The organism is Flavobacterium ajazii, assembly GCF_010614725.1.
Taxonomy (GTDB): Bacteria; Bacteroidota; Bacteroidia; order Flavobacteriales; family Flavobacteriaceae; genus Flavobacterium; species Flavobacterium ajazii.
The window spans coordinates 61,782-86,022 of record NZ_JAAEHL010000004.1 but is presented as its reverse complement, the minus strand read 5'-3'; the positions used below and the strand labels follow the sequence as shown (position 1 = coordinate 86,022).

At 34.3% G+C, this 24,241-nt stretch carries 19 protein-coding genes; 8 read left to right on the top strand and 11 right to left on the bottom strand.

Going from position 1 to position 24,241, the window contains the following annotated elements; genetic code table 11:
* Positions 1-2 precede the first annotated feature (2 nt).
* The 3 genes from GWR14_RS08240 to GWR14_RS08230 all read left to right on the top strand — a co-directional run bounded on the left by GWR14_RS08240 (position 3) and on the right by GWR14_RS08230 (position 4,702).
* Positions 3-1,514 carry a helix-hairpin-helix domain-containing protein gene (locus GWR14_RS08240; RefSeq protein ID WP_163408558.1) on the top strand — a complete coding sequence of 504 codons (1,512 nt, stop codon included), beginning with the start codon at positions 3-5 and terminating at the stop codon, positions 1,512-1,514.
* Positions 1,515-1,544: 30 nt separating this feature from the next.
* A complete protein-coding gene (locus GWR14_RS08235; RefSeq protein ID WP_163408557.1) occupies positions 1,545-2,549 on the top strand; it encodes a TerC/Alx family metal homeostasis membrane protein in 1,005 nt (334 codons plus the stop codon).
* A gap of 233 nt (positions 2,550-2,782) precedes the next feature.
* Positions 2,783-4,702, top strand: a complete 1,920-nt coding sequence (locus GWR14_RS08230; protein WP_163408556.1) for an ABC-F family ATP-binding cassette domain-containing protein — start codon at positions 2,783-2,785, stop codon at positions 4,700-4,702.
* Positions 4,703-4,757: 55 nt separating this feature from the next.
* On the opposite strand, the gene GWR14_RS08225 is transcribed toward GWR14_RS08230, so the two are convergent.
* Positions 4,758-5,720, bottom strand: a complete 963-nt coding sequence (locus tag GWR14_RS08225) for an App1 family protein (RefSeq protein ID WP_163408555.1) — start codon at positions 5,718-5,720, stop codon at positions 4,758-4,760.
* 61 nt (positions 5,721-5,781) lie between these two features.
* Here GWR14_RS08225 and GWR14_RS08220 point away from each other — a divergent pair, with 61 nt between their 5' ends.
* A complete protein-coding gene (locus GWR14_RS08220) occupies positions 5,782-6,651 on the top strand; it encodes a diacylglycerol/lipid kinase family protein (RefSeq protein WP_163408554.1) in 870 nt (289 codons plus the stop codon).
* 9 nt (positions 6,652-6,660) lie between these two features.
* On the opposite strand, the gene GWR14_RS08215 is transcribed toward GWR14_RS08220, so the two are convergent.
* Both GWR14_RS08215 and GWR14_RS08210 read right to left on the bottom strand, forming a co-directional pair.
* Positions 6,661-7,806: a peptidogalycan biosysnthesis protein gene (locus GWR14_RS08215; RefSeq protein WP_163408553.1), complete on the bottom strand. Its 1,146-nt coding sequence runs from the start codon at positions 7,804-7,806 to the stop codon at positions 6,661-6,663.
* 120 nt (positions 7,807-7,926) lie between these two features.
* Entirely contained in the window at positions 7,927-8,415 is a 489-nt protein-coding gene (locus GWR14_RS08210) for a DUF1761 domain-containing protein (RefSeq protein WP_163408552.1), read from the bottom strand.
* Between the two features lie 405 nt (positions 8,416-8,820).
* Here GWR14_RS08210 and GWR14_RS08205 point away from each other — a divergent pair, with 405 nt between their 5' ends.
* Positions 8,821-9,126, top strand: a complete 306-nt coding sequence (locus tag GWR14_RS08205) for a hypothetical protein (protein ID WP_163408551.1) — start codon at positions 8,821-8,823, stop codon at positions 9,124-9,126.
* 75 nt (positions 9,127-9,201) lie between these two features.
* On the opposite strand, the gene GWR14_RS08200 is transcribed toward GWR14_RS08205, so the two are convergent.
* From GWR14_RS08200 to GWR14_RS08175, 6 genes are all read right to left on the bottom strand, one after another.
* The gene (locus GWR14_RS08200; protein WP_163408550.1) at positions 9,202-10,554 is read right to left on the bottom strand and encodes a DUF3526 domain-containing protein; all 1,353 of its coding nucleotides are present in this window, start codon (positions 10,552-10,554) and stop codon (positions 9,202-9,204) included.
* 1 nt (position 10,555) lies between these two features.
* Positions 10,556-12,004, bottom strand: coding sequence for an ABC transporter permease (locus tag GWR14_RS08195; RefSeq protein ID WP_163408549.1), 1,449 nt, complete (start codon positions 12,002-12,004; stop codon positions 10,556-10,558).
* A gap of 9 nt (positions 12,005-12,013) precedes the next feature.
* Complete coding sequence (locus GWR14_RS08190; protein WP_163408548.1) at positions 12,014-14,311, bottom strand: TonB-dependent siderophore receptor; 2,298 nt, start codon at positions 14,309-14,311, stop codon at positions 12,014-12,016.
* Between the two features lie 28 nt (positions 14,312-14,339).
* The gene (locus GWR14_RS08185) at positions 14,340-15,035 is read right to left on the bottom strand and encodes an ABC transporter ATP-binding protein (protein WP_163408547.1); all 696 of its coding nucleotides are present in this window, start codon (positions 15,033-15,035) and stop codon (positions 14,340-14,342) included.
* 275 nt (positions 15,036-15,310) lie between these two features.
* On the bottom strand, positions 15,311-15,628 hold the full coding sequence (locus GWR14_RS08180; protein ID WP_163408546.1) for a hypothetical protein: 318 nt from the start codon (positions 15,626-15,628) through the stop codon (positions 15,311-15,313).
* Positions 15,629-15,779: 151 nt separating this feature from the next.
* Complete coding sequence (locus GWR14_RS08175; RefSeq protein WP_163408545.1) at positions 15,780-16,154, bottom strand: winged helix-turn-helix transcriptional regulator; 375 nt, start codon at positions 16,152-16,154, stop codon at positions 15,780-15,782.
* Positions 16,155-16,268: 114 nt separating this feature from the next.
* On the opposite strand from GWR14_RS08175, the gene GWR14_RS08170 reads away from it, so the two are divergent.
* A complete protein-coding gene (locus GWR14_RS08170; protein ID WP_163408544.1) occupies positions 16,269-16,880 on the top strand; it encodes an FMN-dependent NADH-azoreductase in 612 nt (203 codons plus the stop codon).
* Between the two features lie 47 nt (positions 16,881-16,927).
* Here the strand turns inward: GWR14_RS08170 and GWR14_RS08165 are convergent, their stop codons facing one another.
* On the bottom strand, positions 16,928-18,208 hold the full coding sequence (locus GWR14_RS08165) for an acetyl-CoA C-acetyltransferase (protein WP_163408543.1): 1,281 nt from the start codon (positions 18,206-18,208) through the stop codon (positions 16,928-16,930).
* Between the two features lie 176 nt (positions 18,209-18,384).
* Positions 18,385-18,987: an RNA polymerase sigma factor gene (locus GWR14_RS08160; protein WP_163408542.1), complete on the bottom strand. Its 603-nt coding sequence runs from the start codon at positions 18,985-18,987 to the stop codon at positions 18,385-18,387.
* A gap of 280 nt (positions 18,988-19,267) precedes the next feature.
* Here GWR14_RS08160 and GWR14_RS08155 point away from each other — a divergent pair, with 280 nt between their 5' ends.
* Together GWR14_RS08155 and GWR14_RS08150 are read left to right on the top strand one after the other, a co-directional pair.
* A complete protein-coding gene (locus GWR14_RS08155; protein ID WP_163408541.1) occupies positions 19,268-20,419 on the top strand; it encodes a FecR family protein in 1,152 nt (383 codons plus the stop codon).
* Positions 20,420-20,666: 247 nt separating this feature from the next.
* Positions 20,667-24,227, top strand: a complete 3,561-nt coding sequence (locus GWR14_RS08150; RefSeq protein WP_163408540.1) for a SusC/RagA family TonB-linked outer membrane protein — start codon at positions 20,667-20,669, stop codon at positions 24,225-24,227.
* Positions 24,228-24,241: the final 14 nt, after the last annotated feature.

Genomic DNA, 24,241 nt, shown 5'->3' with positions numbered 1-24,241 from the left:
AAATGAGTACAGTTACAGTAAAATCAATAAACGACCCGGCAAAAACCTATCAATTTGTTGATAACGGAGAACCAATGCGAGGTGGTGTAAAAGATGTCTATTTCAGCCCTGACCGTAAATATGTTGTCGCTATTTTTAGAGAAAAATTAGATTTTAATCAGAAGGAAAGACTTCAAAAAATAACGAATAAATACTATTCTCAAATCCAGAATGGAGAAGCTGGAGATTATTATTTAAATGAAGTTTTCAGATGGCCAACGGATGTTATAGAGTATAATGGTTTAACTGGAATTATTGTTCCTGTTTATAAGCCAAAATTCTTTTTTAGAAAGGGATATCAGACTAGCGATTTAATTCAGGGAAAAGAAAAAAACGGAAAGTGGTTTGCAGGACCAAAATTCAGAAATCCGCATTTCCCATTACGCGTTGCAACTTCAGAACTGGGAGATTGGCTGAGTTATTTTCAGGTTTGTGTAAATCTTTCCAGGGGTGTAAAAAAAATGCATGCCATGGGATTGGCTCATTCTGATTTATCATACAATAATGTTTTGATCGATCCAATAGAAAGATCAGCTTGTATGATCGATTTGGACGGATTAGTTGTGCCTGGATTGTTTCCGGCTGAAGTAATTGGTACAGCCGAGTTTATTGCTCCTGAAGTACTTTCGAGTAAACATTTAGATAAAAATGATCCGAATCGAAAATTGCCAAACAGACTTACCGATTTGCATGCGCTTCCGGTTTTGATTTATATGTTTTTATTGCACAGACATCCTCTAAAAGGAGGAAAAGTCCATGATTTGGATACGGAAAAAGACGATTTGTTATCAATGGGTGAAAAAGCTATGTTCATTGAGCATCCAACAGATGATACAAACAGACCAAAAATTAATCAGGTTTCTAAATGGGATTTGCCTTGGGCAGACATTACAAAATTGCCTTATACCATTACAGGTCCTTATTTGAAAACACTCTTTGATAAAGTTTTTGTAGACGGGTTACACAGTCCGATGCAGCGGCCAAATGCAGAAGAATGGGAAATTGCATTGCTTAAAACAACTGACTTAATGCAGAAATGCCATAATCCTACATGCGAGCAAAAATGGTATGTTTTTGATAATACCAATACACCGAAATGTCCTTTTTGTGGTACTGCACATCAGGGTACACTTCCGATTTTGGATCTGTATTATCAGTTTCAGGAAACGACCTGGAAGCCCGAGAATCATAGATTGATGGTTTATAATGATCAATATTTGTTTCAATGGCATGTTAATCGTAATATTGTCAGAAATGAAAAGTTAGCACCACAACACAAAGTTCCGGTTGGCTATTTTACATTTTTTAATGGTAAGTGGGTGTTAGTCAATCAAAAACTGACATCGCTCAAAGATTTAACAGAGAACACGGAAATTCCAATAGGTACCATGGTGGAGCTTACACACGGAAAAAAAATACTCCTTTCTAATGAAGAAGGAGGAAGAGTAATAATGGTAACAATGGCTAATACATAATTTTAAAATTTAACTTAATTAATATCTAAAATGAATCAACACCCAATTTTTTCGGAACATCCCGGTCTAGTTATCGTTTTTGCAGTTGCAGTACTTATTATGCTCTTGCTGGATTTAGGAATTTTCAATAAAAAAAGTCACGTAGTAACAAATAAAGAAGCGATAACATGGTCATTAGTATGGATCAGTTTAGCCATGATTTTTAGTGGTTTGGTATATCACTTTGCGGGAGCAGCAAAATTCTATGAATTTCAGTCTGCATACTGGATCGAAAAAGCACTTTCTGTAGACAATCTGTTTGTCTTTATATTAGTTTTTAAGTTTTTTGATGTACAAAACGAAAACAAGCACAAAGTTTTATTCTGGGGTATTATAGGAGCGTTGGTTTTACGTGCAATTTTTATATTCTCAGGCGCATTCTTAATCGAACTTACTTATTTAAACAAACTTTTAGGCCTAGCAGGATTAGAAGGATTCAAATATGATATTAACTTAATCATGACCGCTTTCGGATTGTTCTTAGTATACGCTGGAGTTAAATCATGGTCTTCTGGAGATGACGACGACGATGAAGATTACAATAACACAAGAGGTGCAAGATTAATCAGAAAGTTTTTTAATGTTAGCGATAAATACGATGGAGATAAATTTTTTACAATCGAAAACGGAAAAAAATTAGCAACACCGCTTTTAGTAGTAGTAGCTGTAATTGAGTTTACAGATTTATTGTTTGCAGTAGATTCTATTCCTGCGATTTTTGCAATTTCAAATGATCCGTTTATTCTTTATACTTCTAACATTTTTGCAATTTTAGGACTTAGAGCATTGTTCTTCTTGTTAGATAACTTTATTCACTTGTTTAGTAAATTACAATACGGTTTGGCAATTATCTTGTCGTTTATCGGAATAAAAATGATTATTTCTCCATTCTATCATATCGAATCTATTTATTCATTATTGGTAATTGGAGGTGTTCTTGTGATTTCAGTTATAGCTTCTATTTTAATGCCAGAGCCTAAAGGAGAAGAAGCTTAATTAAAAAAGATTTTTAAAATCTAAATAAACCGGAAACGGATTGAAAATCACATTGAATTTTCAATCCGTTTCTGGTTTTAGAATATTGTAAAGCGATTGTTTTTCAGTATAAAACTTCAATTAAAAGTTATACTTTTGCACTTTCAAAATTGTAAAACCCAAAGGTGTATTTACAATTTGTTTTTTATTAATAAAATAAAGTTTTTTTACGGCCTTTAGTTTTTACTCAAATTATGCTTAATATACACAATCTTTCTGTTTCTTTTGGAGGAACCTATTTATTTGAAGAAGTTACTTTCCGTTTGGGTGCCGGCGACCGCGTAGGTCTTGTTGGTAAAAACGGGGCGGGTAAATCTACAATGCTAAAAATGCTGGCTGGGGATTTTAAACCGGACTCAGGAGTTATCTCGCAAGAGAAAGATATCAAAATGGGCTTCCTTCGCCAGGATATCGATTTTGAACAAGGAAGAACTGTTTTAGAAGAAGCATACGAAGCTTTTACTGAAATTAAAGTTGTAGAAAAAAAACTGGAGGAAATCAATCATCAATTGGTGACCAGAACTGATTATGAAAGTGAAGAATACGGACAAATCATTGAAGATTTATCTGATTATACACATCGTTTTGATCTTCTCGGAGGTTACAATTATGTTGGAGACACAGAGAAAATTCTTTTAGGATTAGGTTTCAAAAGAGAAGTTTTCAATAACCAAACCGAAACCTTTTCAGGAGGATGGCGAATGCGTATTGAGCTTGCAAAACTTTTATTGCAGTCTAATGATGTATTGCTTCTGGATGAGCCAACGAACCATTTAGATATTGAAAGTATTATCTGGTTAGAAAACTTCCTTCGCAGTTATCCGGGAGTTGTCGTGATAGTATCGCACGATAAAATGTTCCTGGATAATGTAACGAATAGAACAATCGAAATTTCGTTAGGAAAAGCATACGATTTCAACAAACCTTATTCTCAATATTTAGAATTGCGTCATGAAATTCGTGAGAAGCAATTAGCGACTCAAAAAAATCAGCAGAAGAAGATTGAGGAAACTGAAAAATTAATCGAGAAATTCCGTGCCAAGGCTTCAAAAGCTTCGATGGCTCAATCGCTGATTAAAAAATTAGATAAAGTAGAAAGAATCGAAGTTGATGAAGATGATAATTCAGTAATGAATATCTCGTTTCCAGTTTCAAAAGAACCGGGAAAAGTAGTTATTGAGGCTGAACATGTAACGAAAGCTTACGGAGATAAAACGATTCTTAAGGATATTAGTTTATTGGTTGAAAGAGGAAGTAAAATTGCTTTCGTTGGTCAAAACGGACAAGGAAAATCGACTTTCATCAAAGCGCTTGTAAATGAATTTGAATATCAGGGAAATATCAAATTGGGACACAATGTGCAATTAGGATATTTTGCTCAGAATCAGGCAGAATATCTTGATGGTGAGATTACCTTGCTTCAAACCATGGAAGATGCTGCAACAGATACCAACCGTATGAAAGTGCGTGATATGTTGGGTTCGTTTTTATTTCGCGGAGATGATGTAGAGAAAAAAGTAAAAGTACTTTCCGGAGGTGAGCGTAACCGTTTGGCGCTTTGTAAATTGTTATTGCAGCCAATAAATGTGTTGCTGATGGATGAGCCGACTAACCATCTGGATATTAAATCTAAAAACGTATTAAAAGCAGCGCTTCAAAAATTCGGAGGAACTTTATTGTTAGTTTCTCACGACAGGGATTTTCTTCAGGGAATGTCGAATATCGTTTATGAATTTAAAGATCAAAAAATTAAAGAATATTTAGGAGATATCAACTTCTTCTTAGAACAACGCAATCTTGAAAATATGCGCGAAGTCGAGAAAAAAGATGTTGTAAAAGCTGCAGCTCCAAAAGAGAAAGAAGTTAGCAAAGTATCTTATGAAGATCAAAAGAAAACAAAAGCGCTTCAAAACAGATTAAGTAAAATCGAAAGTCAGATTCAGCAGTTAGAAAAACAAATTCAGCATGATGATAAAATGTTGGAAACCAATTATGATAAACACATCGAAGACGCATCTTTTTTTACTGCTTACAATAAAAAGAAAGCAGATCTGGATCAATTGTTAATTGACTGGGAAGTTGTTCAGGAAGAAATTGATAATTTTAACTCATAGTTTTTTAGTTCAGGTTTCAGGGTTTCAAGTTACGTGTGAAAACCTGAAACCTGAACTACTTTATTATCCCAATAGATCTTGAATGTTCAATCGCTTTACTACTTTCTTTAAAATAACAAACCGAAACGTCAAGACTTTCTAAATTCTTTAAAATCTTTTTGACTTCTTTTTTCTGTGACTTTCCGGTTTGTCTGATGTAAACTGCAATTACGGTAACAGGGAATATTTTGCAGATTCTTTCATACAAAATAGGATCGTGCTGTGAATCGTCTCCCATTAAGACATATTTTAAAGTCGGATAAAATTCGACAACATGTTTGATTTTTTCGAATTTATGGTCGTGATTTCCTCTTCCGCTCATAAAAAAATCAGTGACTCCTCTTTTGATGTCTTTCAATAAAAAAACCGCTTTTGGAAGTTTGTTAATTCGCGTAAACTTGGCAATAAACCGGTATAAATTCCATTCGCTGCTTGAGATATAGAAAAAAGCATTTCCTTCTTCGGGGCTTTCTCTCCCGGCCTGACTTAAAGACTGATAATGTGCTACAACATCTTTAAAAACCTTACGATCATTAACATTTTTAAAAAGTAAAACATAAATTTTTCGAAAGACGTTATTCGTGTGGGAAATTAAAAAAGTATCATCAATATCCGATATGATACCGAGTTTTCCTTTATGAGGCCTGATAAAACTGCCTTCGCAGCGAATAGTTTCATTTTTATACTTTAAACTTACCTCATACGGCATCCAGCCAAAATGAGTCTCTTTTTCCAGCGGAATACAGAAATTGAAATAACCATCATCAAGTGTTTTGGTATGAATTATTTCATTGTTGTAGTGAAGATAAACATCAAAATTTTTAATGGTTTTTATCCTAAATAATTTGAGAGTTGAAGTAGCATTTTTTAATTTCTTTTTCTCAAAATCGTAATTGTGTTCTCTTTTTAAAACATGGCCCATTACAATTAACTCTTGTTCATTTGCATAACCACGATATAATTGTAAAATTGGTTTCATTAATTACGTATATTTATGTAACTGTAATTTACTTAATTTAATTGGTTTTAAGAATAAAATTTTGAAAAAGAACATTCTGTTTGTAGTGAATCCAATTTCCGGAGATTTGGATAAATCAGATTTGATTGAGGCTGTAAGCGAGTTTGCAGCTATAAATCATTTTGATTTAGAAGTTTATGAAACTACCGGAAAAAGTGATTTAAAAGAAATACAATCCGTATATAATCAATATCAACCAGAACGAATTGTGGTTGCTGGTGGAGATGGAACCATAAAAATGGTAGCTGAAGCAATGGAAGAACACGATGTGATTATTGGCATTTTACCTGCTGGTTCTGCAAACGGACTTTCTGTCGATTTAAATTTGCCTTCAACAATAGAAGAGAACCTGAAAATTGCTTTTTTACATCATTATATCGAAATGGATATGATTTGTATCAACGGTAAAAAAAGTATTCATTTGAGTGATCTTGGTCTTAATGCCAATCTGGTAAAAAATTATGAAGAAAGTGATGTACGTGGCTTCTGGGGATATGCATTGCAGGCATTTACAACCCTGACCGATGTAAACGAACCTTTCGTAGCTACAATTACAGCCAATAAAGAAACGGTTAAACACGTCGCAAGAATGATCGTGATTGCTAATTCTCAAAAATACGGCACAGGTGTGACCATTAACCCAAATGGTGCAATGAATGATGGTAAATTCGAATTGATAATCCTAAAAAGTCTTGATTTATTTTTAATTGGGAAAATCGTTACCGGGAATATGCCTATTGATTCTGAAGATGTTGTTATTATTTCAACCGAAAAAGCGATTATAGAAACTGATTATCCGGTAAATTTTCAGATCGATGGCGAATATTGTGGAGCGCAGACTTCTTTAGAAATTCACATTTTACACAAACAAATGAAAATCGCGATTCCTTAAAAAAAATAGTTATTTAAAAGGATTTCGTTCCTGCCACTCAGTTTTAGGTTCCAGATAATTAAAAAATCGGGCAATGTTGTGATTGATTAGTGCATTGCTGTGTGTGATCAGACCATACATTTTTACAGGTTTTGCACCAACAGAACTTTTGATTTCAAGAGCGGTTCTGGCAAAAACAATCGTTGAAAAACCTTTTTTGACAGAATAGGCTATCATGTCGTAAAGCATATTCAGATAGAGCATTTTTTCACGTTGTATACTTTCATCATATCCTAAAAAATAGGTGTCCATAACATCTCCGTTTTTTATCAATGTGTTGAAACCGATTAGTTTTTCGTCTAAAAAATAGCCATAAAGCAAAAAGTTTTCCTTCATTATTTCCTTGAAAAAGCTAAAATGGTTTCGGGCTAAGAAAAAAGTATTAAAAGGAGCGTTTTTCGCCACATGAAAATATAACTCGTAAATAACATCTTCATATTTTCGAATATCGATCAGAGACATTTTTTGTTTTATAATTCCTTCCGATTTTTTTCGGGCGCGTTTATACTGATCCCGATATTTTTTGGATAAAGCATCAATGTAATCCTGCTCTGTTTTCCAGTTTTTATTGATTTCAAAAATCATATTGGGCTGAGTTGAAAACGTATAATTGTTTTTGAATTCTGCCTGTAACGGTTTGATTTCTTCTGCTGTAAAATCTTTTATGCTGGTTATATGTACTTTTTTTCCGCTTGATTTTAAATCCTTTTTAAGCTGAGTAATTGCTTTATGAAGTATTTTAATAACTTTTGATTGTTTTACATTTTTATCAAAGATAAAAGCATTTTGTCCGGTAAGCATATTGTTTCCTACAAACAATACATGTGAAGCGAAATTCTTGAGAGCAAAATTCCGGACAGAGGTTTTTAAGCATTTATCGCGTTCTCCAAAAGATTCCAGTTTCTCTGCAAATAAAAATTGTGTCAGCACAATTCCGATCAGTTTTTCTTCTTCAAAAAGCCCAATAAAATGACAGGTCATATTTACCGGAGAAGAATTTTCCAGTACTTCAAGGTATTCTTTGGTTAAAAAAATGTTGTCTGAGGCGAGTGAATTCCATTCTAAAGGCAATAATGATGCGCTTTTATAAATCCAGAAAGAATAGTTTGTATTCAAGAGAGTGAGCTAATTTCTTCAAAATTAGATAATATTTGTAATAACTTATTTGGTTTAAGTTATTATTAAGAAAACCCGTTTGAATTTGAATTTCAAACGGATTTTTAAGGTTATGATTTATTAGGCGTATGCGCAAACGATTCCGCCAATAATAGTAAGTGTAACGATCCAGTATCCGGCATGAACAAAGATGTATTTCCATGATTTTCTTTCGAATAAACCATTGATCCCAATCACAGGAAAAGCAAAAAATAAACCAGCCATAAAACCATGAAGTGAACCGTGTTTAAAAGTACGGAAAGCAGTTCCGTAATCAGCCATAAAAGCATGAAAAGACGGTTTTGCACTTTCGATAAATTGCGGCCCTCCTATCATTCCTACAGCACCTGACTGATGAATTGTAAAAGACATTAAAGCCATAGAAATCAGTACAGAAAAAATATAAGTAAATCCAAATATTTTGAGCATATTGCCTTTTTTGAGATCGTCTTCGGTAAAATTGTTTTCTTTCATCCAGATTTTACCAAAAACCTTTGGATTGTACCAAATAAATCCGATTACAAGTGTAACAACTGCTGCAGCTAAAAAGGTGATAAAGTTAATTTTCATGATTTTGAGGTTTTTATAATTAGTTAATCAAATTTAATTAAAAATTCAGCGTAAATGATGTTTTTGTTTTAACTATTAAAAAGGCCGTTTTTACTTATTAACACTTTATCGACATTGCTTGTGCCAAAGCTTTAAATCATCTAATTTTGCAGCACATCAATGTTCCTGATGTAATCTTAAATTAATCGTGCTTATGAATGAATTTTACTCGTGAAAAAGTTGATTAAAAACATATTTAGTTAATTGTGAAAAAGCCGTAATTCGTTACGGCTTTTTTATGCTAAAAAAATGATAATTTAATATTGGTAATTTTACGTTTTTGCTTTTTTTTTATAACTTTAATTATTGAATTCAAAATGGAGTTCAAATCAGCTAAAATAAATTTTAATCTTTAATAATAACGTCATGGTAATACATTATCAGGGTAAACAACACGGAAACAATACGAAATTCACCATCAGAATAATTGGTAACAATCTTTCAAAAAGCAGTTCAAACTACCAGATAGATTTATTAGTAGGCGATAAACAATTGCCATTGTTTACATCAGAAATTCATCAGAGTCTGTCTAATTGTCTGAAAGAGATTTATTTGTTCAGAAAACATAACGGAATCACTTTTGAAGCTTCTTCAGAAAAAATAGAAACTTTATTAGTGCCTTATGACAAAGTTTTATACGATTACAATAAATACGCTTTGTTTAGAGCGTAATTGATTTAGATCTTAAAAAGCAAAAGACTGCCTTATATAAAGCAGTCTTTTTTTATGGTTTTTAGTAAAGAAAATCTAAATGATTTGTTTTTCTTTCCTGAAATTCCTCCATCCCAAACCAATCAACAGTAAATTGAATAATACCAACGGTAAAAATGTTGTTGTTAAATTGGCTTTGGAAGAATCTTCAAAAGTTTCAACCTTAAATTTCGACCAGTTTTCTTTTTTTACATCGGCATTATCAAAGATTTTAGGGTAGAAATACAAACGTAGTTTTTCATGAAACTGGTTCGTTTTTTTCATGAATAAAAGCTGGTTTCCTAAGTCTGATTTGGCAATTTCGTTTAACTGGACCTGAGTGTGCAGTGTCGGAATAAATTGTGCAATGTTTTGACTGGCCTGATTTCGCTGCTTTAATTTTTTTTCCAGTTCTTTAGACTGAACTGCCGATTCGTCGTCGCCCATTTGCTGCATGGCATAATACCAGAGCCAGCTGAATTCTTCATCGGGTAAAGAATAATTTTTGAATTGCGGATAATGTTGATAGAATTTATCCATTGTCATTTTTTTATCCATGTCCCATTTTTCGTGATAGGCATTTCGCTGTTTCAATGTCAATTCTAAAGCTTCCGGAATCGGATATTTATTGATGATATAGGTATTGATCGCTGCCGGAAGAATAATGATCATAAACAGCCAGATGGTTAATAAAATCACAGCATTAAAATTGGAATTCTTTTGCAGGGAAACGATAAAGAAACAAACTGAAAACCAAAAAAGGATGTACAAAATACTGATTGTGTAAAATGTAAAAAGTGATTTGTCTAACGGAATTTGTAAAAAGAGAATTGCAGCAAAAAGGACAATAGTCAATAATGCAATCAAACTTAAAATTCTGATGTAAAACAATTTCAGAATGTACAAAAATGTATTATCACTTTGCGTTGCCACGATTTTCCAGGTTCCGGATTCTTTTTCTTCGGAGATCACATTATACGTAAAAGCAATAATAAGAAGCGGAAAAAGATAAATCAGTACAAAACTAAAATCGATGTTTCCTAACATCAAATTGTTTGGATTATTTAATTCCGAATCGTATTTCTGACCTTCCAGACCACGAATCGTTACACTTTGTATCGACGGATTTATATCGCGCTGTCCAATTGCCAGACTGTTTATCGGAAACGTTTTATTGACCAGAGAGAATTTGATGTAATAGAGCAGCAGTCCCATTTCGTCAGAATGATAAGCAGCATTTCTCGCAATATGTTCTTTTTGATAGATTGCAGCTTCTTTTATATTTTGGCTTTGCTTTTCCTGAAACTGATGCCCAATCAAAAGACTTATGAAACCGATTATGAGCAAAAAAAGTAATCCGATTTTTGTTCCTTTCGATCGTATGAAATTTTTAAATACTAATGCTAACATATTAAATGGCTTTTAGGTTTTTAGCGGCTATTTTTATAAAAAGAAACAGCAGGCTAATCCATAGAATAATAGAGATAATTGAAATGATTTCACTTTTCAAAACAGCCAAAATTCCTTTTGGTTCATAATGAAATTCGGGTACTTCAGCCCAGTGGTCTTTGCCAATTGTGAGTGGTTTGTCGTTTGGTTCGGGCTTTTTGTTGCTGATGTATTTAATTTGTAAAGCATTCATTTTTTGCGCCATGTTGTAACGATATGCTTCGGCCTGTTTCTGAAAATCGATATACGAATCGTAATCTGTATTGGATAATCCCATCGATAAATTTTTCATCGCGATATACGGGTTTATAAACGAAACTGTTTTAGAAAAACTATTCTGCTTTTTATAAATTTCGAGCAGGCTTTCAAGATGTTTGTTGTAAATATTCGAACTTATTTTTTCACCTTCGGTCATAATAAAACCTGAATAATTGAAAGGCAATTTTTGAACCGAATCGACTTTATAAGTCCGCAACAGAGAATCTTTTATCGCTTTGTAATGCGGATCATTCGGATTATGGCTGTCTCCTTGTTTCAGAATATCTTTTTCAATATCACTATTAAACTGAATTTTTGAAGGAGCTTCATAGATATATGCGCCAATTGCCTGCGTTGTTCTCGGTAAAATAATTGTGAAAACCAACCAAATCCCAATCAGCGAAATCAACGCTTTTTTTGAAGTTTTGCATGAAGCAGAAATCAAAACGGCAATGGCACAAAAGAATAATAGATATATAAAATGGAACCCAATGAATAAGATCATTTTAAGGGTTTCATCCAATGAAATGCTAAAGTTTTGAAGTAATAACCAGATGAAAATCAAAACGAGAATTGCGGGAACAAAAAGCATCATAACAACAGAGGCAATTCCGAGAGTTTTACCCAGTAAAAGCTGTTTCCAGCTGATTCCCTGACTAAAAAGCAGTTTTAGGGTTCCATTTTCTCTTTCGTATGCCACCGAATTAAATCCAAGGAAGAAAATCAATAACGGCAATAGTATTTGTAAAACCATGGCAATACTGATTTCTCCAAAACGAAGCATGCTGTTAGAAAATCCTGCCTCAGAAAAATTGGCTGTATTTTGTTTGTGAGCTTCCAGAAAAATTGCATTTCCGAAAAAAGGTTCCATTCCAAATTCAAAAACGCTTAACGAAGTGCTTTTTCGAAAGGCAAAATTTCCGTAATGCGCCATTCTGTGCGGATTTTTATCCGGGTTTTTCAACCAGTCTTCTCTGGATTCGTGCTGGTATTTTTCGCTGGTTTTATTTTGATTACTGTAATTCTCCCAGCCCGAAAAAGCAGCGTACAGCAATAAAACACCAATAAAAAGAGTGATGATATAAACAGCCTGATTTTTAAAAACAGATTTTCTAAAATGTCTGGCTATTAAATTTTCTATGTGTAATGACATAACTGCAGATTAAAATTTATACGTTACGGTAAGCGTTGCATTTCTTGGAGCTCCGGGAAATAATCTCAAATAATTCTGAGCGCCTAACCAGTAAGTTCTGTTGAAAATGTTTCCTGCATTTACAGCAACCTGAATATTACTTTTTTCAGGTTTGTAGTATATAGCGGCATCAAAAATGGTAAAATCAGGAAGTGTAAAATCTCTTGTAAACCACGGAATTTTGCTGCTTTGATACTGCATTCCCAAACCAACTCCGAAATTATCCAAAGCAGAATCGGATTTGAAATTGTAACGTGTCCATAAGTTGGCGCTGTTTTTTGGCGTGTTTTGTTTTCTGGCACCAATTAAGGAAGCATTGCGGTCATTTGTAATTTTGGCATCGATATAACTGTACGAAGCATTGATTTGCCAGTCGGGTGTAATGTATCCAGCCAGATCACATTCGAAACCACGACTGCGCTCAGAACCTCTTGTTACCAGTAAATCAGGATTCACAGGATCGTTTGCATTCATTAGGATGTTGCGCTGGTTAATTTCGTAAACCGCTGCGTTAAAACTCATTGAATTATTAAAAAAAGTAGCTTTTAACCCCGCTTCTTTCAAATTGCTTTCGAGAGGATCAAACAAACTTCCGGCAGGCAGACTTCCGGTTTGCGGCATCAAAGTAACGGTGTTTGATTGTGGCTGATAACCTTCGAGATAAGTCGTGTAAACATTAATAGCAGTATTGATGGCATACGTAACACCAACGCGAGGCAATAAAGCCGATTTCTTAACAGTTAATTCGTTATTGGTTTCATAATTGGTGATGTCTTCAAACCATTCATTTCGTAATCCCAAAAGAAACGTAAACTTGTTCCATTGAATCTGATCCTGAATATAAATAGCATTCGTAGTGGTTAAAGCTGAAGGCAATGCTGTTCTCACATTCAACGTATAATCATCAGGACTTCTTACGGTATAAGTTGGATTATTTAAATTAAAATAATTCACATTTGGCTTTGGCAAAACAACACCGTCTACAGTAATGGTTTGATAATTGGATGCATTTGCTGGTACAAAAGTACTGGCAACAGTTCCGTCTTTAAGAAGATAACCTCTGGCTGCGTTTTGTCCGCCGCCTTTGGTTTTGTTCCAGCTGCTTAAATCGTAACCTGTTAATAATTTATGATTCAGTTTTCCGGTTTTAAAATCGAAATTTAAGAAAGCGGTTAAATTGTCCACATTCCAATATTGCTGACGCTGTACAAACTGCATCATCGCAAGGCTTGTGACTGGCTGGTTGTTCATGTCTACGGCAAATCCGTTTGTGGTTCTGTGTTCCTGTAAATCTTCTCTCCAGGATTGTTTCATGTAAGAGGCATTAAAACCAATTTTTGAAGTGAATTTGTGAGAGAAATTTGTAGTGAAAATCATTTCTTTCGATTTAAAAAAATCACTTGGTGCACCTAAATTCAGGCTTATGGGCGTTTTATTCAGACTTGTAACTCCGGCAACTGCTCCAAAAATAGGCTGCCCGCGATCCAGAATTCCGGTCATGTCGCTTAAGATCAACTCGGTATTGACAGCCGTTTTTTCATTCGGAACATAACTGAAGGACGGAGAGAGCAAATACGATTTATTGCCCACTAAATCACGAAACGATTTTGCTTCCTGATAGGCCGCATTTACACGATATAATAATGTTTTTGATTCGTTTAAAGGACCGGTAAAATCAAGAGTTCCTCTGAATGTGCTAAAACTTCCGGCACTCAGGCTTACTTCTTTTCGGTCAGTTGCCAATGGTTTTTTTGTCACCAGATTGATGCTTCCTCCCGGATCAACAGATGAAAAAGTAGCACTCGACGGGCCTTTAATTACCTCAACACGTTCAATATTGCTGGTAAGTGGCTGGAGGAAATAATATTGGCGGGTACGCATTCCGTTGATGATTTGTCCTTCTTCGTTTTGACTAATTCCTCTGATGGTATACTGATTGTAATAACTCGCCGGAATTACACCGCTTGTCATTTTTACGGCATCGGCCAGATAAATTGCGGCCTTGTCTGCTATTAATTCCTTGGTAACCGTTGATATGGATTGTGGAATGTCTTTGTTAAGTGTTGCCGTTTTTGTTGCTCCGAAAGAATAATCACTATTGTATTTTTTGGTAGATCTTCCTATGATTTCTACGGCTTGGAGTTCGTTTAATTTAGCTTCCGTTTTAATGGAATCTTTAGCGATACTGTCGTTTGTTTTTGTATTACTCTGAGCTTTTAAGTAAGCAGAACTAAAGACAAAAAACAGTACTATAAATAGATGTTTCATTTTTATGTAGATGGAATTTTTTCCTTTTTTAAACAGTTTGTAAATACAGATTTTCAAGTTCGTTTGCTGATATTTTTTCGGCTTCGATAATCGTAACAAGATTTCCCTGTTTCATGATTCCGATATGTGTTGCGACTTCTCTTGCTCTGAAAATATCATGTGTAGCCATTAGAATAGCTGTCCCGTCTGCAGAAAGTTCTTTCAGGATTTGAGAGAACTCGTTAGAAGCTTTTGGGTCTAAACCGCTTGTAGGTTCATCTAATAGTAACACTTTTGCTTTTTTTGCAATAGCGATAGCAATACCTACTTTTTGGCGCATTCCTTTTGAGTAAACGCCCAAATTTTGGTCGTGAGCGGTAATTTGCAAGCCGGCTTTGGTTAAAAAATAAGTCAGTTCTCCGGTTGAATATTTAAATCCGGCCAGAGACGAAAAGAATTTCAGGTTTTCCAGTCCGGTAAGGTTTGGATATAACATTACTGTTTCAGGAATGTAGGCTATATCTTTTTTTGTTTTATCTGCATTGGTAACTACCGAAATATCATTGATTTTAATTTCGCCCTCTGTTGGTTTTATAAAGCCGAGAAACAAGTTTATGGTAGTCGTTTTTCCGGCACCGTTTTGTCCTAAAAGTGCAAAAATTTCTCCTTTGTTGATGGTTAAATTCAAAGAGGTTAAAGCAATTTGGTCACCGTATTTTTTAGTCAGGTTTACTGCTGTGAGCATAATGTATAGAGTTGGAAATTATTATTTTTTAAAATAGATATAGCTGTTTCAGGTCGTTCCATAGGGACGCCCAGAGCTATTTTATTAAATGTGAGAGATAGAGTTTACTGAGGGAATTTTTATTTAAACTTGAAAATAAAGAGATTGATCCAATTTGCTGATGGAATCTATTCGCCAAAATAGATTTCATCAAATAAATTGAAATAACATATATTTCCTCTTGTCTAAAACAAAAAGAATGATTTTCAACATTTAAATAGTAAGAATCCGGTAAACTAAAATAGGGAAGGAGGTGCTCTTAAAGCAAAGAGACTGCCTTTGAAAAACATTGAGGTTGCTTTGCTGTAAAAGAAAACAGCCGAAGTAACAACATTTAATTTATGAAATGAAAAAGTATGAAATGACTCTGAAATAAAAGTGCTAAATGCAAAATGACAGATAGGACAATTATTCTCTACATTATGGCTGTGTGTAATTTGCTTTTGACCCGGAGCGTATTTATGGTCGCAATGTTTCTCGTGAATTTGCTTATAAATATGCTCATAAGAGTGAACTGTCTGAAAAAGCATTGCGAACAATACTGTTAAAGACATTAAAAGATTAATTATGATAAATTTCTTTTTATTCATTCTTGATTTTGGAAATCTCAGCTGATGTAATGCAACTAAGTTGCAAATATAGAAATCTTAATTTGTAAAAGAAAACAAAATCATTTTATCTTTTTGAAAGCTTATTTTGAAAAAATTATTTGCCAATGATTTCTTTGCGGTGCAGATTTCCCCAGTCTTTCAGTGCCATTATTACATTTCCTAAAGATCTGCTGTGTTCAGTTCTTCTGTATTCAACCGTTGGTGGAAAAGTATCATAAACGGTTCTAATTATCAATTTGTTTATCTCTAGGTCTTTAAGTTCTTTAGACAACATCTTATCTGTGATTCCGTCCATATCCCTTGAAATTTCTTTGAATCGTTTTGGACGATCTGACAAAGCAATTAAAATAGGGAGTTTCCATCTTCCGCTAAGTACTTCCAGTGCATCTCTTACCGGTAATAAGGCGCTTAAACAGGATTCTTTTGAGCAGGTGTTATCTTCGCATGTATTTGTGTTTTCGCTTGTCATTTTGATATTGTTTGAGTTACTATCCTCAACGATAGCGCTATCATTGAGGATAGTACTATAAAAGAGATAGTAAATGTAAATAAGTTTGTGTTGTAAAACAAAAGTTATAAAAATATGAGCAAAAGAATTTTGAATATCGTAACAAGCATCAAAGGAGATGCTTCCTTTAGTAATAAATTATCTAACGCAGTTATTGAAAAACTGACAATCGCCTACCCGGAAATCGAAGTTGATACACTTGATCTTTCTAAAACACCGTTGCCTTATCTGGATGGATTGCAGATTGGCGCATTTTTTACACCCGAGGAGACGCATACACCTGAACAAAAAGAAGCGATTAAAAGTTCGAATCGCGCGGTAAAAAAATTGTTGGACGCAGATATTATTGTTATTGGCGTGCCTCTTTACAATTTTGGGATTCCGGCAGCATTAAAAGGCTGGGTAGATCAGGTTTCCAGAGCAGGAGTGACTTTTAGTTATGCTGATGGCTCGCCAAAAGGATTAGTAGCCAATAAAAAAGTGTATTTGTCTATTGCATCCGGAGCTATATTTTCTGAAGGACCTTATAAAAGCTATGATTTTGCCGAGCCTTACCTGCGTGCTGTATTAGGTTTTTTAGGTATGACAGATGTTACGACTTTTCGTGTAGAAGGAACATCCATTCCTGATTTTGCTGAAAGTGCTTTGCCAAAGGCTTTAGCTGCTGTTGAGGAATTTTCGTTTTAAGATTTGCATAAAAAATCCCGGTTTTTTCCGGGATTTTGTTATTAAAGTTATTTTTCAATAATCATTGTAATTCCCTGACCACCTGCGGCACAAATTGAGATAAATCCTCTTCCGGATCCTTTTTCGTTTAGTAATTTCGCCATTACACCAATGATTCGGCCTCCGGTTGCTGCAAACGGATGCGCTGCTGCGAGACTGCTTCCTTTTACATTTAGTTTTTCACGGTCTATAGTTCCTAATGCTTTTTTCACACCTATTTCTGCACTTAGTTCTGGGCTTTCCCAAATTTTCAGGGTGGCTAAAACTTGTGCAGCAAAAGCTTCATGAATTTCATAATAGTCAAAATCCTGTAGATTTAATCCGGCTTTTTCGAGCATTCTGCTGGCAGCAAATAATGGGGCTAATAAAAGGTTTTGCTGATTTTTGACATATTCAATTGCTGCGACTTCAGCAAAAGTAATATAGGCCAGAATTGGAAGTCCGCGTTCTTTTGCCCATTCTTCACTGGCTAAAAGAATGCACGAAGCTCCGTCCGTAAGAGGAGTTGAGTTTCCTGCCGTTAATGTTCCGTTTACTTTATCAAAAGCAGGATTTAATTTGGCTAATTTTTCAATAGTGCTGTCTTTTCTCAGGTTATTGTCTTTCTCAAGTCCGTTGAACGGAGTAATCATATCATCAAAAAAACCTTCATCATAGGCTTTTGCCATATTCAAATGACTTTTAAGGGCAAGATTATCCTGATCTTCTCTCGATATTTTATAATGTTTTGCCGTTATTTCTGTATGCCCGCCCATCGAAAGGCCGGTTTGTGATTCTTCATTTCGGGGAACCAGCGGCGTTAAATCTTTGGGACGGAGTTTTAAAAATATTTTGATTTTTTCACCTAATGATTTTGCTTTTCTGGCGTTCAGTAAAATTTTTCGAAGTTTTTCACTCACTGCAATCGGCATATCACTGATGGAATCAACACCTCCGGCAATACCGGATTCTATTTGTCCCAGAGCAATTTTATTGGCAATATAAATGGCGCTTTCTATTCCGGTATCGCAGGCTTGCTGCAAATCGCAGGCAGGTGTAGCAGGATCGAGAGTAGTTTTCATGACGCATTCCCGAATCAGATTGCTGTCATAAGTATGTTTGATAACCGCTCCGCCAACTACTTCGCCTAATATCTGTCCTTTTAAATTGTATTTTTCAATAAGCCCGTTTAAGGCTGCGGTCATCATTTCCTGATTTCCAACTTCGGCATAAGCTGTATTGGCTCTTGCAAAAGGGATTCGGTTATAACCTACAATAGCTACTTTTCTAATGACATTGGGAGTGCTCATATTTCGTTTTTTAAATGACAATTTATTATTTCCAAAGATTAAAGATAAGCAGGAAATTATAAAATTGAATGCGATTTACTTTAAGAAAAATATCTTTGAGAAAATGATGCAAAGAGTTTTTTTGAAATAAGAGAAATGTAAAGAGAATAATTGCTTTAGAATAAAAGATATTCGATTTAGTTTAGACCAAGTTTTTTCTTTTTTCCGAAGAACATAAACAAAACACTTTTCACCTTTTCTTCAAGTGAAGAGCGCAAAATTGAAAACGCTTTGGTAATCTGTGCTTCAACAGTTTTGATAGAGACATCAAGATGTTCCGCAATTTCAATATTGGTGAGGCCTTCTTTTTTGCTTAAAATGAAAACTTCTTTGCATTTAGGGGGTAAACTTTCTATCTCTTTATTTACTACCTTTAATATGCGTTGAAAAGATTCAGAATCATCTTCAAGAACAACTGAGTTTAAGGCATCATAATAGGTCTTTTCTAAAGAAAACAAGGATTGGTTTTTTCTGTATAAATCAATAAATTCATTATAGACAGACTTGTAGAGAAAACTTTTAATGGAATGATCTGATTTTAAACGCTCTCTTTGCTCCCAAACTTTTATAAAGACATTCTGAACGATGTCTTCGGCACTGTAGATATTTTTTGCAAGACTGTTGGCATAAACGCAAAGTTTATGATGGTAAGAGTCGATGAGATACGTATACGCTTTTTCATCTCCGTTTCTAAGAGATTCAATAAGGATATTGTTATCGTTATAATCATCGGTTTTCATAGTAACAAATATATAAATTTAAAATTTTAAGGCTTAAATCAGAAAGGATATTTCCTGAAAAAAGCTTCTTATTTGGGTTTTCTATTTGAATTTTATTACAAATAAAAAAGGCATAAAAATGCAAAGATATGGTATTTGTGTATTTAATTCTATTAAATTAGTAGAATTTATTGAAAGAAAACACTTGTAAAAAATAAAAAAATCAGCAAAATCAAAAAAACTTTATAAAATTGTTAGGGTTTTGCTTTTTTGCTTCGTAATAATATTAAAAAAGGATAAAATGACAGTAAAAAAGTCAGAACGATTAATGGTGAAATTTATCACAAATCAGGCCAGTCAGGATGAAATTGAACAACTGACGGAATGGTTAAAGGATGAAGAAAACCAAATTGAATTCAGGGAATTTGTAAAAACAAATTACGCAATTGATACCACTATGAATACATTCGATTCTGCTGAAGTAAGAAAGCAGTTATCAGAAAGAATTCAGAAAGAAAACAGTGTTTTTTATAAAAGAAGATTTTCTTCTTATTATAAATATGCAGCGATTCTGGTTGTCGCATTGGGCGGATTTTATTTTTATAAAAATTCGAATATCTCGAAAGAGAAACAAAATGTTATTATTCCGAGACAGGATGAAATTGTTTTACAATTAGATAATAATTCGGAAGAGGAAATTGACACAGCCGATACCCGAAATATAACCGATAAAGACGGAAACATCATCGGAAGACAGGAAAAAAACAGATTGGTGTACAATAAAGCGTATGCTGAAGGAAAATTAGTTTACAATACGATTAAAATTCCATACGGTAAAAAATTCGAAATACAGTTATCAGACGGAACCCTTGTGCATCTGAATGCCGGAACTCAGTTAACGTATCCGGTACAGTTCTTAAAAAAAGAGGGAAGAAGGGTTCATTTGACAGGAGAAGCTTATTTTGAAGTTGCCAAAGACAAGGCGCATCCGTTTACGGTAAATACAAATGAAGTAAACGTTGAGGTTTTGGGAACCAGGTTTAATGCAGATGCGTATATGGATAATGCAAGTACTGATATCGTGCTGGTTGAAGGTAAGGTTTCGCTTTACAAAGGTTTGAAAACAAATGAAAATCAGGTGTATTTAAAACCATGTTTCAAAGGGTCGAACATAAAAAGGAAATCAACAATTACGACAGAAGAGGTCAATACAGATTATTACACGGCCTGGGTAAAAGGAGGTTTAGTGTTTAAAAATGCTTCATTTGAGGATATTATCAAAAAACTGGAACGTCGATACAATGTGACTTTCATTAACAGAAATAAAATGCTCGGAAAAGAAATTTTTAATGCCCGTTTTGATAATGAGCCGATTGAAGTTGTACTGAAATATTTTAGCGACAGTTATGCGATTGATTATACTATTGACAGAGATAAGATCACGATTAAATAACAATGTCAATGTCAAAAATCAATATCAAAAGGGAACGCTAAAAATTGCTAATAGTGATAATTTCAAAAATTAATGACAATAACATAAAATTTAAAATCTGAAAACAAAAATTTAAAATCTAAAGAAGCCTATGTAACAAAAGTCCAAAAGTAGAGGCCGTAAAAAACCGGAAAATGCGCCAACATTTCCCGGTATAGGAATGCGGTCAGTTAATTAACCAACCAACATTAAAAAACATTTTAAAAGTATGAAAAAACTATTGAACAAAATCAGGTTCGACAAGCCTTTTTTGAAATTTGATTTGAAGATGAAATTGACTACATTATTATTATTAACCACTTTATCTGTTATGCAGGCGGGTGTGACCTATTCTCAAAAGGCCAGACTTTCTTTCAGTGCGAGCAACATGACCGTTGGAAAAGCAATTGAAAAGCTTGAATATACAAGTGATTACAGATTTGTGTACAATGTAAGATCGGTTGATTTAAATCGTAAAATAGATGTTAACCTAACCAATGCATCTATTGAAACAATCCTGAATACCATTTTTAAAGATTCAGGTACCGATTTTAAAGTGAGCGGTTCACATATTGTTTTAACTCCTAAAAAAGCACCGGTCGAAAAACCAAAAGCTGAAGTGGATTTTATCGTAAAAGGTAGAGTAACTGATTCAAAAGGAATGCCTTTGGCTGGAGCAGCGGTTTCTGATAATGGTTCAGGAAGAGGTGTTATGACTGATTTTAACGGAGAATATCAAATTATAGCGACAAACAGTCAAACTACATTAGCTTTTGCTTATTTAGGATATGTAAGACAGGAAATAAAAGTTGAAGGAAGAAGTGTTATCAATGTTGTATTGAAAGAAGATGTTCAGGAATTAGAAGGAGTAGTTTTGACTACAGGATATCAAAATATTACAGCAGAAAAAGCAACAGGTGCTTATTCAAATTTAAAAGCAAAGGATTTTCAGGAGCAGCGTTTAAGCAGTTTAAATTCAATTTTAGAAGGACGTATTGTAGGGTATCAGGACGGAAAAATTCGTGGTACAACTTCTATGAACGGTTTGACAACTCCTTTGTACGTAATTGACGGTTTTCCGGTAGAAGGCACAAAATACAACCAGTATTTTGCATTGGAAGAAAATTTACCTAATCTGAATTTAGAAGATATTGAAACCATTACGGTTCTAAAAGATGCAGCAGCTTCATCTATTTATGGTGCACGTGCTGCCAATGGAGTCGTAGTAATTACCACGAAAAAAGCTAAAGCCGGAAGAACAAATATTTCTTTTTCAAGTAACTTAACGATTACACCTTACAGAAATTATACTGATAATTTAACGAATTCTGCAGACATCATAGCTTTAGAAAGAGGCTGGGCTGCCGGAAATCCTAATTTACAAGGGATAAATGCAGGCACTTATGCACAATCATTATTAAACAATGCTGCTTTTACAAGTCTTGGAATGAATACTATTTTGAGAGGCTATACTGGAGCTATTTCGCAGACAGATGCAAACAATCAATTGAACCAATTGGCATCTCTGGGATATAAATATTATGATGATGTCGCAAGATATGCTAAACGTGATCAATTCTTTACACAGCACAACCTGAGTTTAGGCAAAGCATCTGAAAGCAATAGTTTTAATGCATCCTTAACTTATAAGAACAATAAATTAGAAGATATTTATTCTGAAAACGAAACAGTTGGTATTAACTTAAAAAACTCAACACAAATTAACAGTTGGCTGTCTGTAGATTTGGGAACATATATCAACTTCGGTAAAGGAGATCTGCAAAATTACAATGCACTAAGTCCAGGATTTAAGATTCAGCCTTATAACCAGTTGGTTAATAATGATGGTTCTTATTTTACCTCTACAGCAGCTTCTCGTTATAATAATTTTACTTTGCAATCTATACAAAACTATGGTTTGTATAATATGGACATCACACCAATGGAAGAGTTGGGACGAAATGTAAGCGAGACTAAAAGTTTCATGAACAGAACGTTTGCCAAATTCAATGTAAAGTTTAGCAAAGCGTTTACCTATAACGCAATGTTTCAATATGAATATGGTGTAGATCGTACCAATTATTTAAGAGAAAAAGAATCGTTCAGCGTTAGAAGCCAAGTAAACGGAATGGTAACGATTGCTAGCAATAAAGCAGTCTATAACTTGCCTTATGGTGATATTTTAAAAGAAACCAATCAATTTACGAATGCTTACAATTTCCGTCAGCAGTTAAATTTTGGACAGACTTTTAATGATAAACATGATGTATCTGCTATTGCAGGTATGGAAATCCGTCATAATAAAGCCGAATACAGAGACGATACCCGTTATGGTTGGGATGAGCAAACATTGTCTTTTACACCGGTAAACCAAGCTAGTCTGCTGGGAGTTTACGGAAGTGTATTTAGTGGTTATATGACTCAAAATGATTTTTCTGCCGAAAAGGAATTTCAAAACCGCTATGTATCATTTTATAGTACAGCTGGATATGTTTATGATGCGAAATACTCATTTACAGGAAGTTTGCGTTGGGATCGTTCAAACCTTTGGGGAACCGATAATAAATACCAAAACAAACCAACTTGGTCTGCGGGTGCAGGATGGAATATTGATAAAGAATCGTTTTTTAAAGTTTCCTGGGTTGATGCCTTAAAACTTCGTGGTTCATATGGTATTGGTGGTAACGTAGCCAAAGATTCGGCACCATATCTAACAGCTTATTATTATGCGAATACCAATGTTGGAGGTATGTATGGTGGAGTAAATTCAAGACCAAATCCTGAGTTATCATGGGAAAAAACCACTACAACCAACATTGGTTTAGATTTTGAATTATTCAAAAGCAGATTGGGCGGAACTCTTGATGTATACAACAAAAAAGGAGAAGATTTATTAGCGAGTACTACCGGAATTCCAACAGAAGGTTGGGGGTATTCTACCTACAAAATCAACAATGGGGAAATGACCAACAAAGGTTTTGAAGTAAGTTTAAGAGGATCTATTATAAAAACACCTTCATTTAATTGGGACGCATCCGTTTTGTATGCGAATAATAAAAATGAAGTAACTTATGTAAATGTAAAAGCTCCAGTATATTATTTACAGTTGGATTACCCATCAGCTTATCCTAGAATTGGTAAAAATTATACCTCAATTTATGGATACAAATGGGCGGGATTAAGCAGTACAGGTTTACCACAGGTTTATGATGCTTCTGGAAATACTGTAATTTATAATCCTGCAGATTTAGATGCTATTAAGGATTATGGTTCTACTGTGCCTACACATACAGGATCTTTCCATACTTCAGTTGCGTACAAAAACTTCTCTTTATCTGCCTTATTCATTTATGAGTTAGGCCATAAAGTTAGAAATACCTTTTTACCAATGTTAAATAATAATTATAATAGTGCAATGGGAGGCTATGTGGCAGACATCACTGTGATAAATAAAGACATTGTAAATGCTTGGCAACAACCTGGGGACGAGGCATTCACTAATATTCCTCGTGTGGTTTATGAGTATGAATCTGATTTTAACAGTGCTTCACGTGATATTTATCGTTATGCAGACATTAATATTTTGGATGCTTCAAATGTAAGATTAAGTAATGTTTCGCTGGGATATCAAATGCCAAAAGAGTTAGTCAGAAAAGTAAACTTAGACAATGTGCGTTTTAATTTGAATGCTGAAAACGTATACACCTGGGCAAAAAGCAGAGACGCTAAATACATGTTGGGCGGTTTCCAATCGCCGAGTTTTGTAATGGGTGTAAATGTTAATTTCTAATTTTAAAAGAAGAT

What these genes read in the sequence shown, in the direction of transcription:
- GWR14_RS08240 (WP_163408558.1), top strand. Translation starts at nt 3, where the DNA reads ATGAGTACAGTTACAGTAAAATCAATAAACGACCCGGCAAAAACCTAT.
- GWR14_RS08180 (WP_163408546.1), bottom strand. Translation starts at nt 15,628, where the DNA reads ATGTCTTTAACAGTATTGTTCGCAATGCTTTTTCAGACAGTTCACTCT.
- GWR14_RS08200 (WP_163408550.1), bottom strand. Translation starts at nt 10,554, where the DNA reads ATGTTAGCATTAGTATTTAAAAATTTCATACGATCGAAAGGAACAAAA.
- GWR14_RS08150 (WP_163408540.1), top strand. Translation starts at nt 20,667, where the DNA reads ATGAAAAAACTATTGAACAAAATCAGGTTCGACAAGCCTTTTTTGAAA.
- GWR14_RS08225 (WP_163408555.1), bottom strand. Translation starts at nt 5,720, where the DNA reads ATGAAACCAATTTTACAATTATATCGTGGTTATGCAAATGAACAAGAG.
- GWR14_RS08170 (WP_163408544.1), top strand. Translation starts at nt 16,269, where the DNA reads ATGAGCAAAAGAATTTTGAATATCGTAACAAGCATCAAAGGAGATGCT.
- GWR14_RS08155 (WP_163408541.1), top strand. Translation starts at nt 19,268, where the DNA reads ATGACAGTAAAAAAGTCAGAACGATTAATGGTGAAATTTATCACAAAT.
- GWR14_RS08230 (WP_163408556.1), top strand. Translation starts at nt 2,783, where the DNA reads ATGCTTAATATACACAATCTTTCTGTTTCTTTTGGAGGAACCTATTTA.
- GWR14_RS08190 (WP_163408548.1), bottom strand. Translation starts at nt 14,311, where the DNA reads ATGAAACATCTATTTATAGTACTGTTTTTTGTCTTTAGTTCTGCTTAC.
- GWR14_RS08235 (WP_163408557.1), top strand. Translation starts at nt 1,545, where the DNA reads ATGAATCAACACCCAATTTTTTCGGAACATCCCGGTCTAGTTATCGTT.
- GWR14_RS08185 (WP_163408547.1), bottom strand. Translation starts at nt 15,035, where the DNA reads ATGCTCACAGCAGTAAACCTGACTAAAAAATACGGTGACCAAATTGCT.
- GWR14_RS08205 (WP_163408551.1), top strand. Translation starts at nt 8,821, where the DNA reads ATGGTAATACATTATCAGGGTAAACAACACGGAAACAATACGAAATTC.
- GWR14_RS08160 (WP_163408542.1), bottom strand. Translation starts at nt 18,987, where the DNA reads ATGAAAACCGATGATTATAACGATAACAATATCCTTATTGAATCTCTT.
- GWR14_RS08210 (WP_163408552.1), bottom strand. Translation starts at nt 8,415, where the DNA reads ATGAAAATTAACTTTATCACCTTTTTAGCTGCAGCAGTTGTTACACTT.
- GWR14_RS08195 (WP_163408549.1), bottom strand. Translation starts at nt 12,004, where the DNA reads ATGTCATTACACATAGAAAATTTAATAGCCAGACATTTTAGAAAATCT.
- GWR14_RS08175 (WP_163408545.1), bottom strand. Translation starts at nt 16,154, where the DNA reads ATGACAAGCGAAAACACAAATACATGCGAAGATAACACCTGCTCAAAA.
- GWR14_RS08165 (WP_163408543.1), bottom strand. Translation starts at nt 18,208, where the DNA reads ATGAGCACTCCCAATGTCATTAGAAAAGTAGCTATTGTAGGTTATAAC.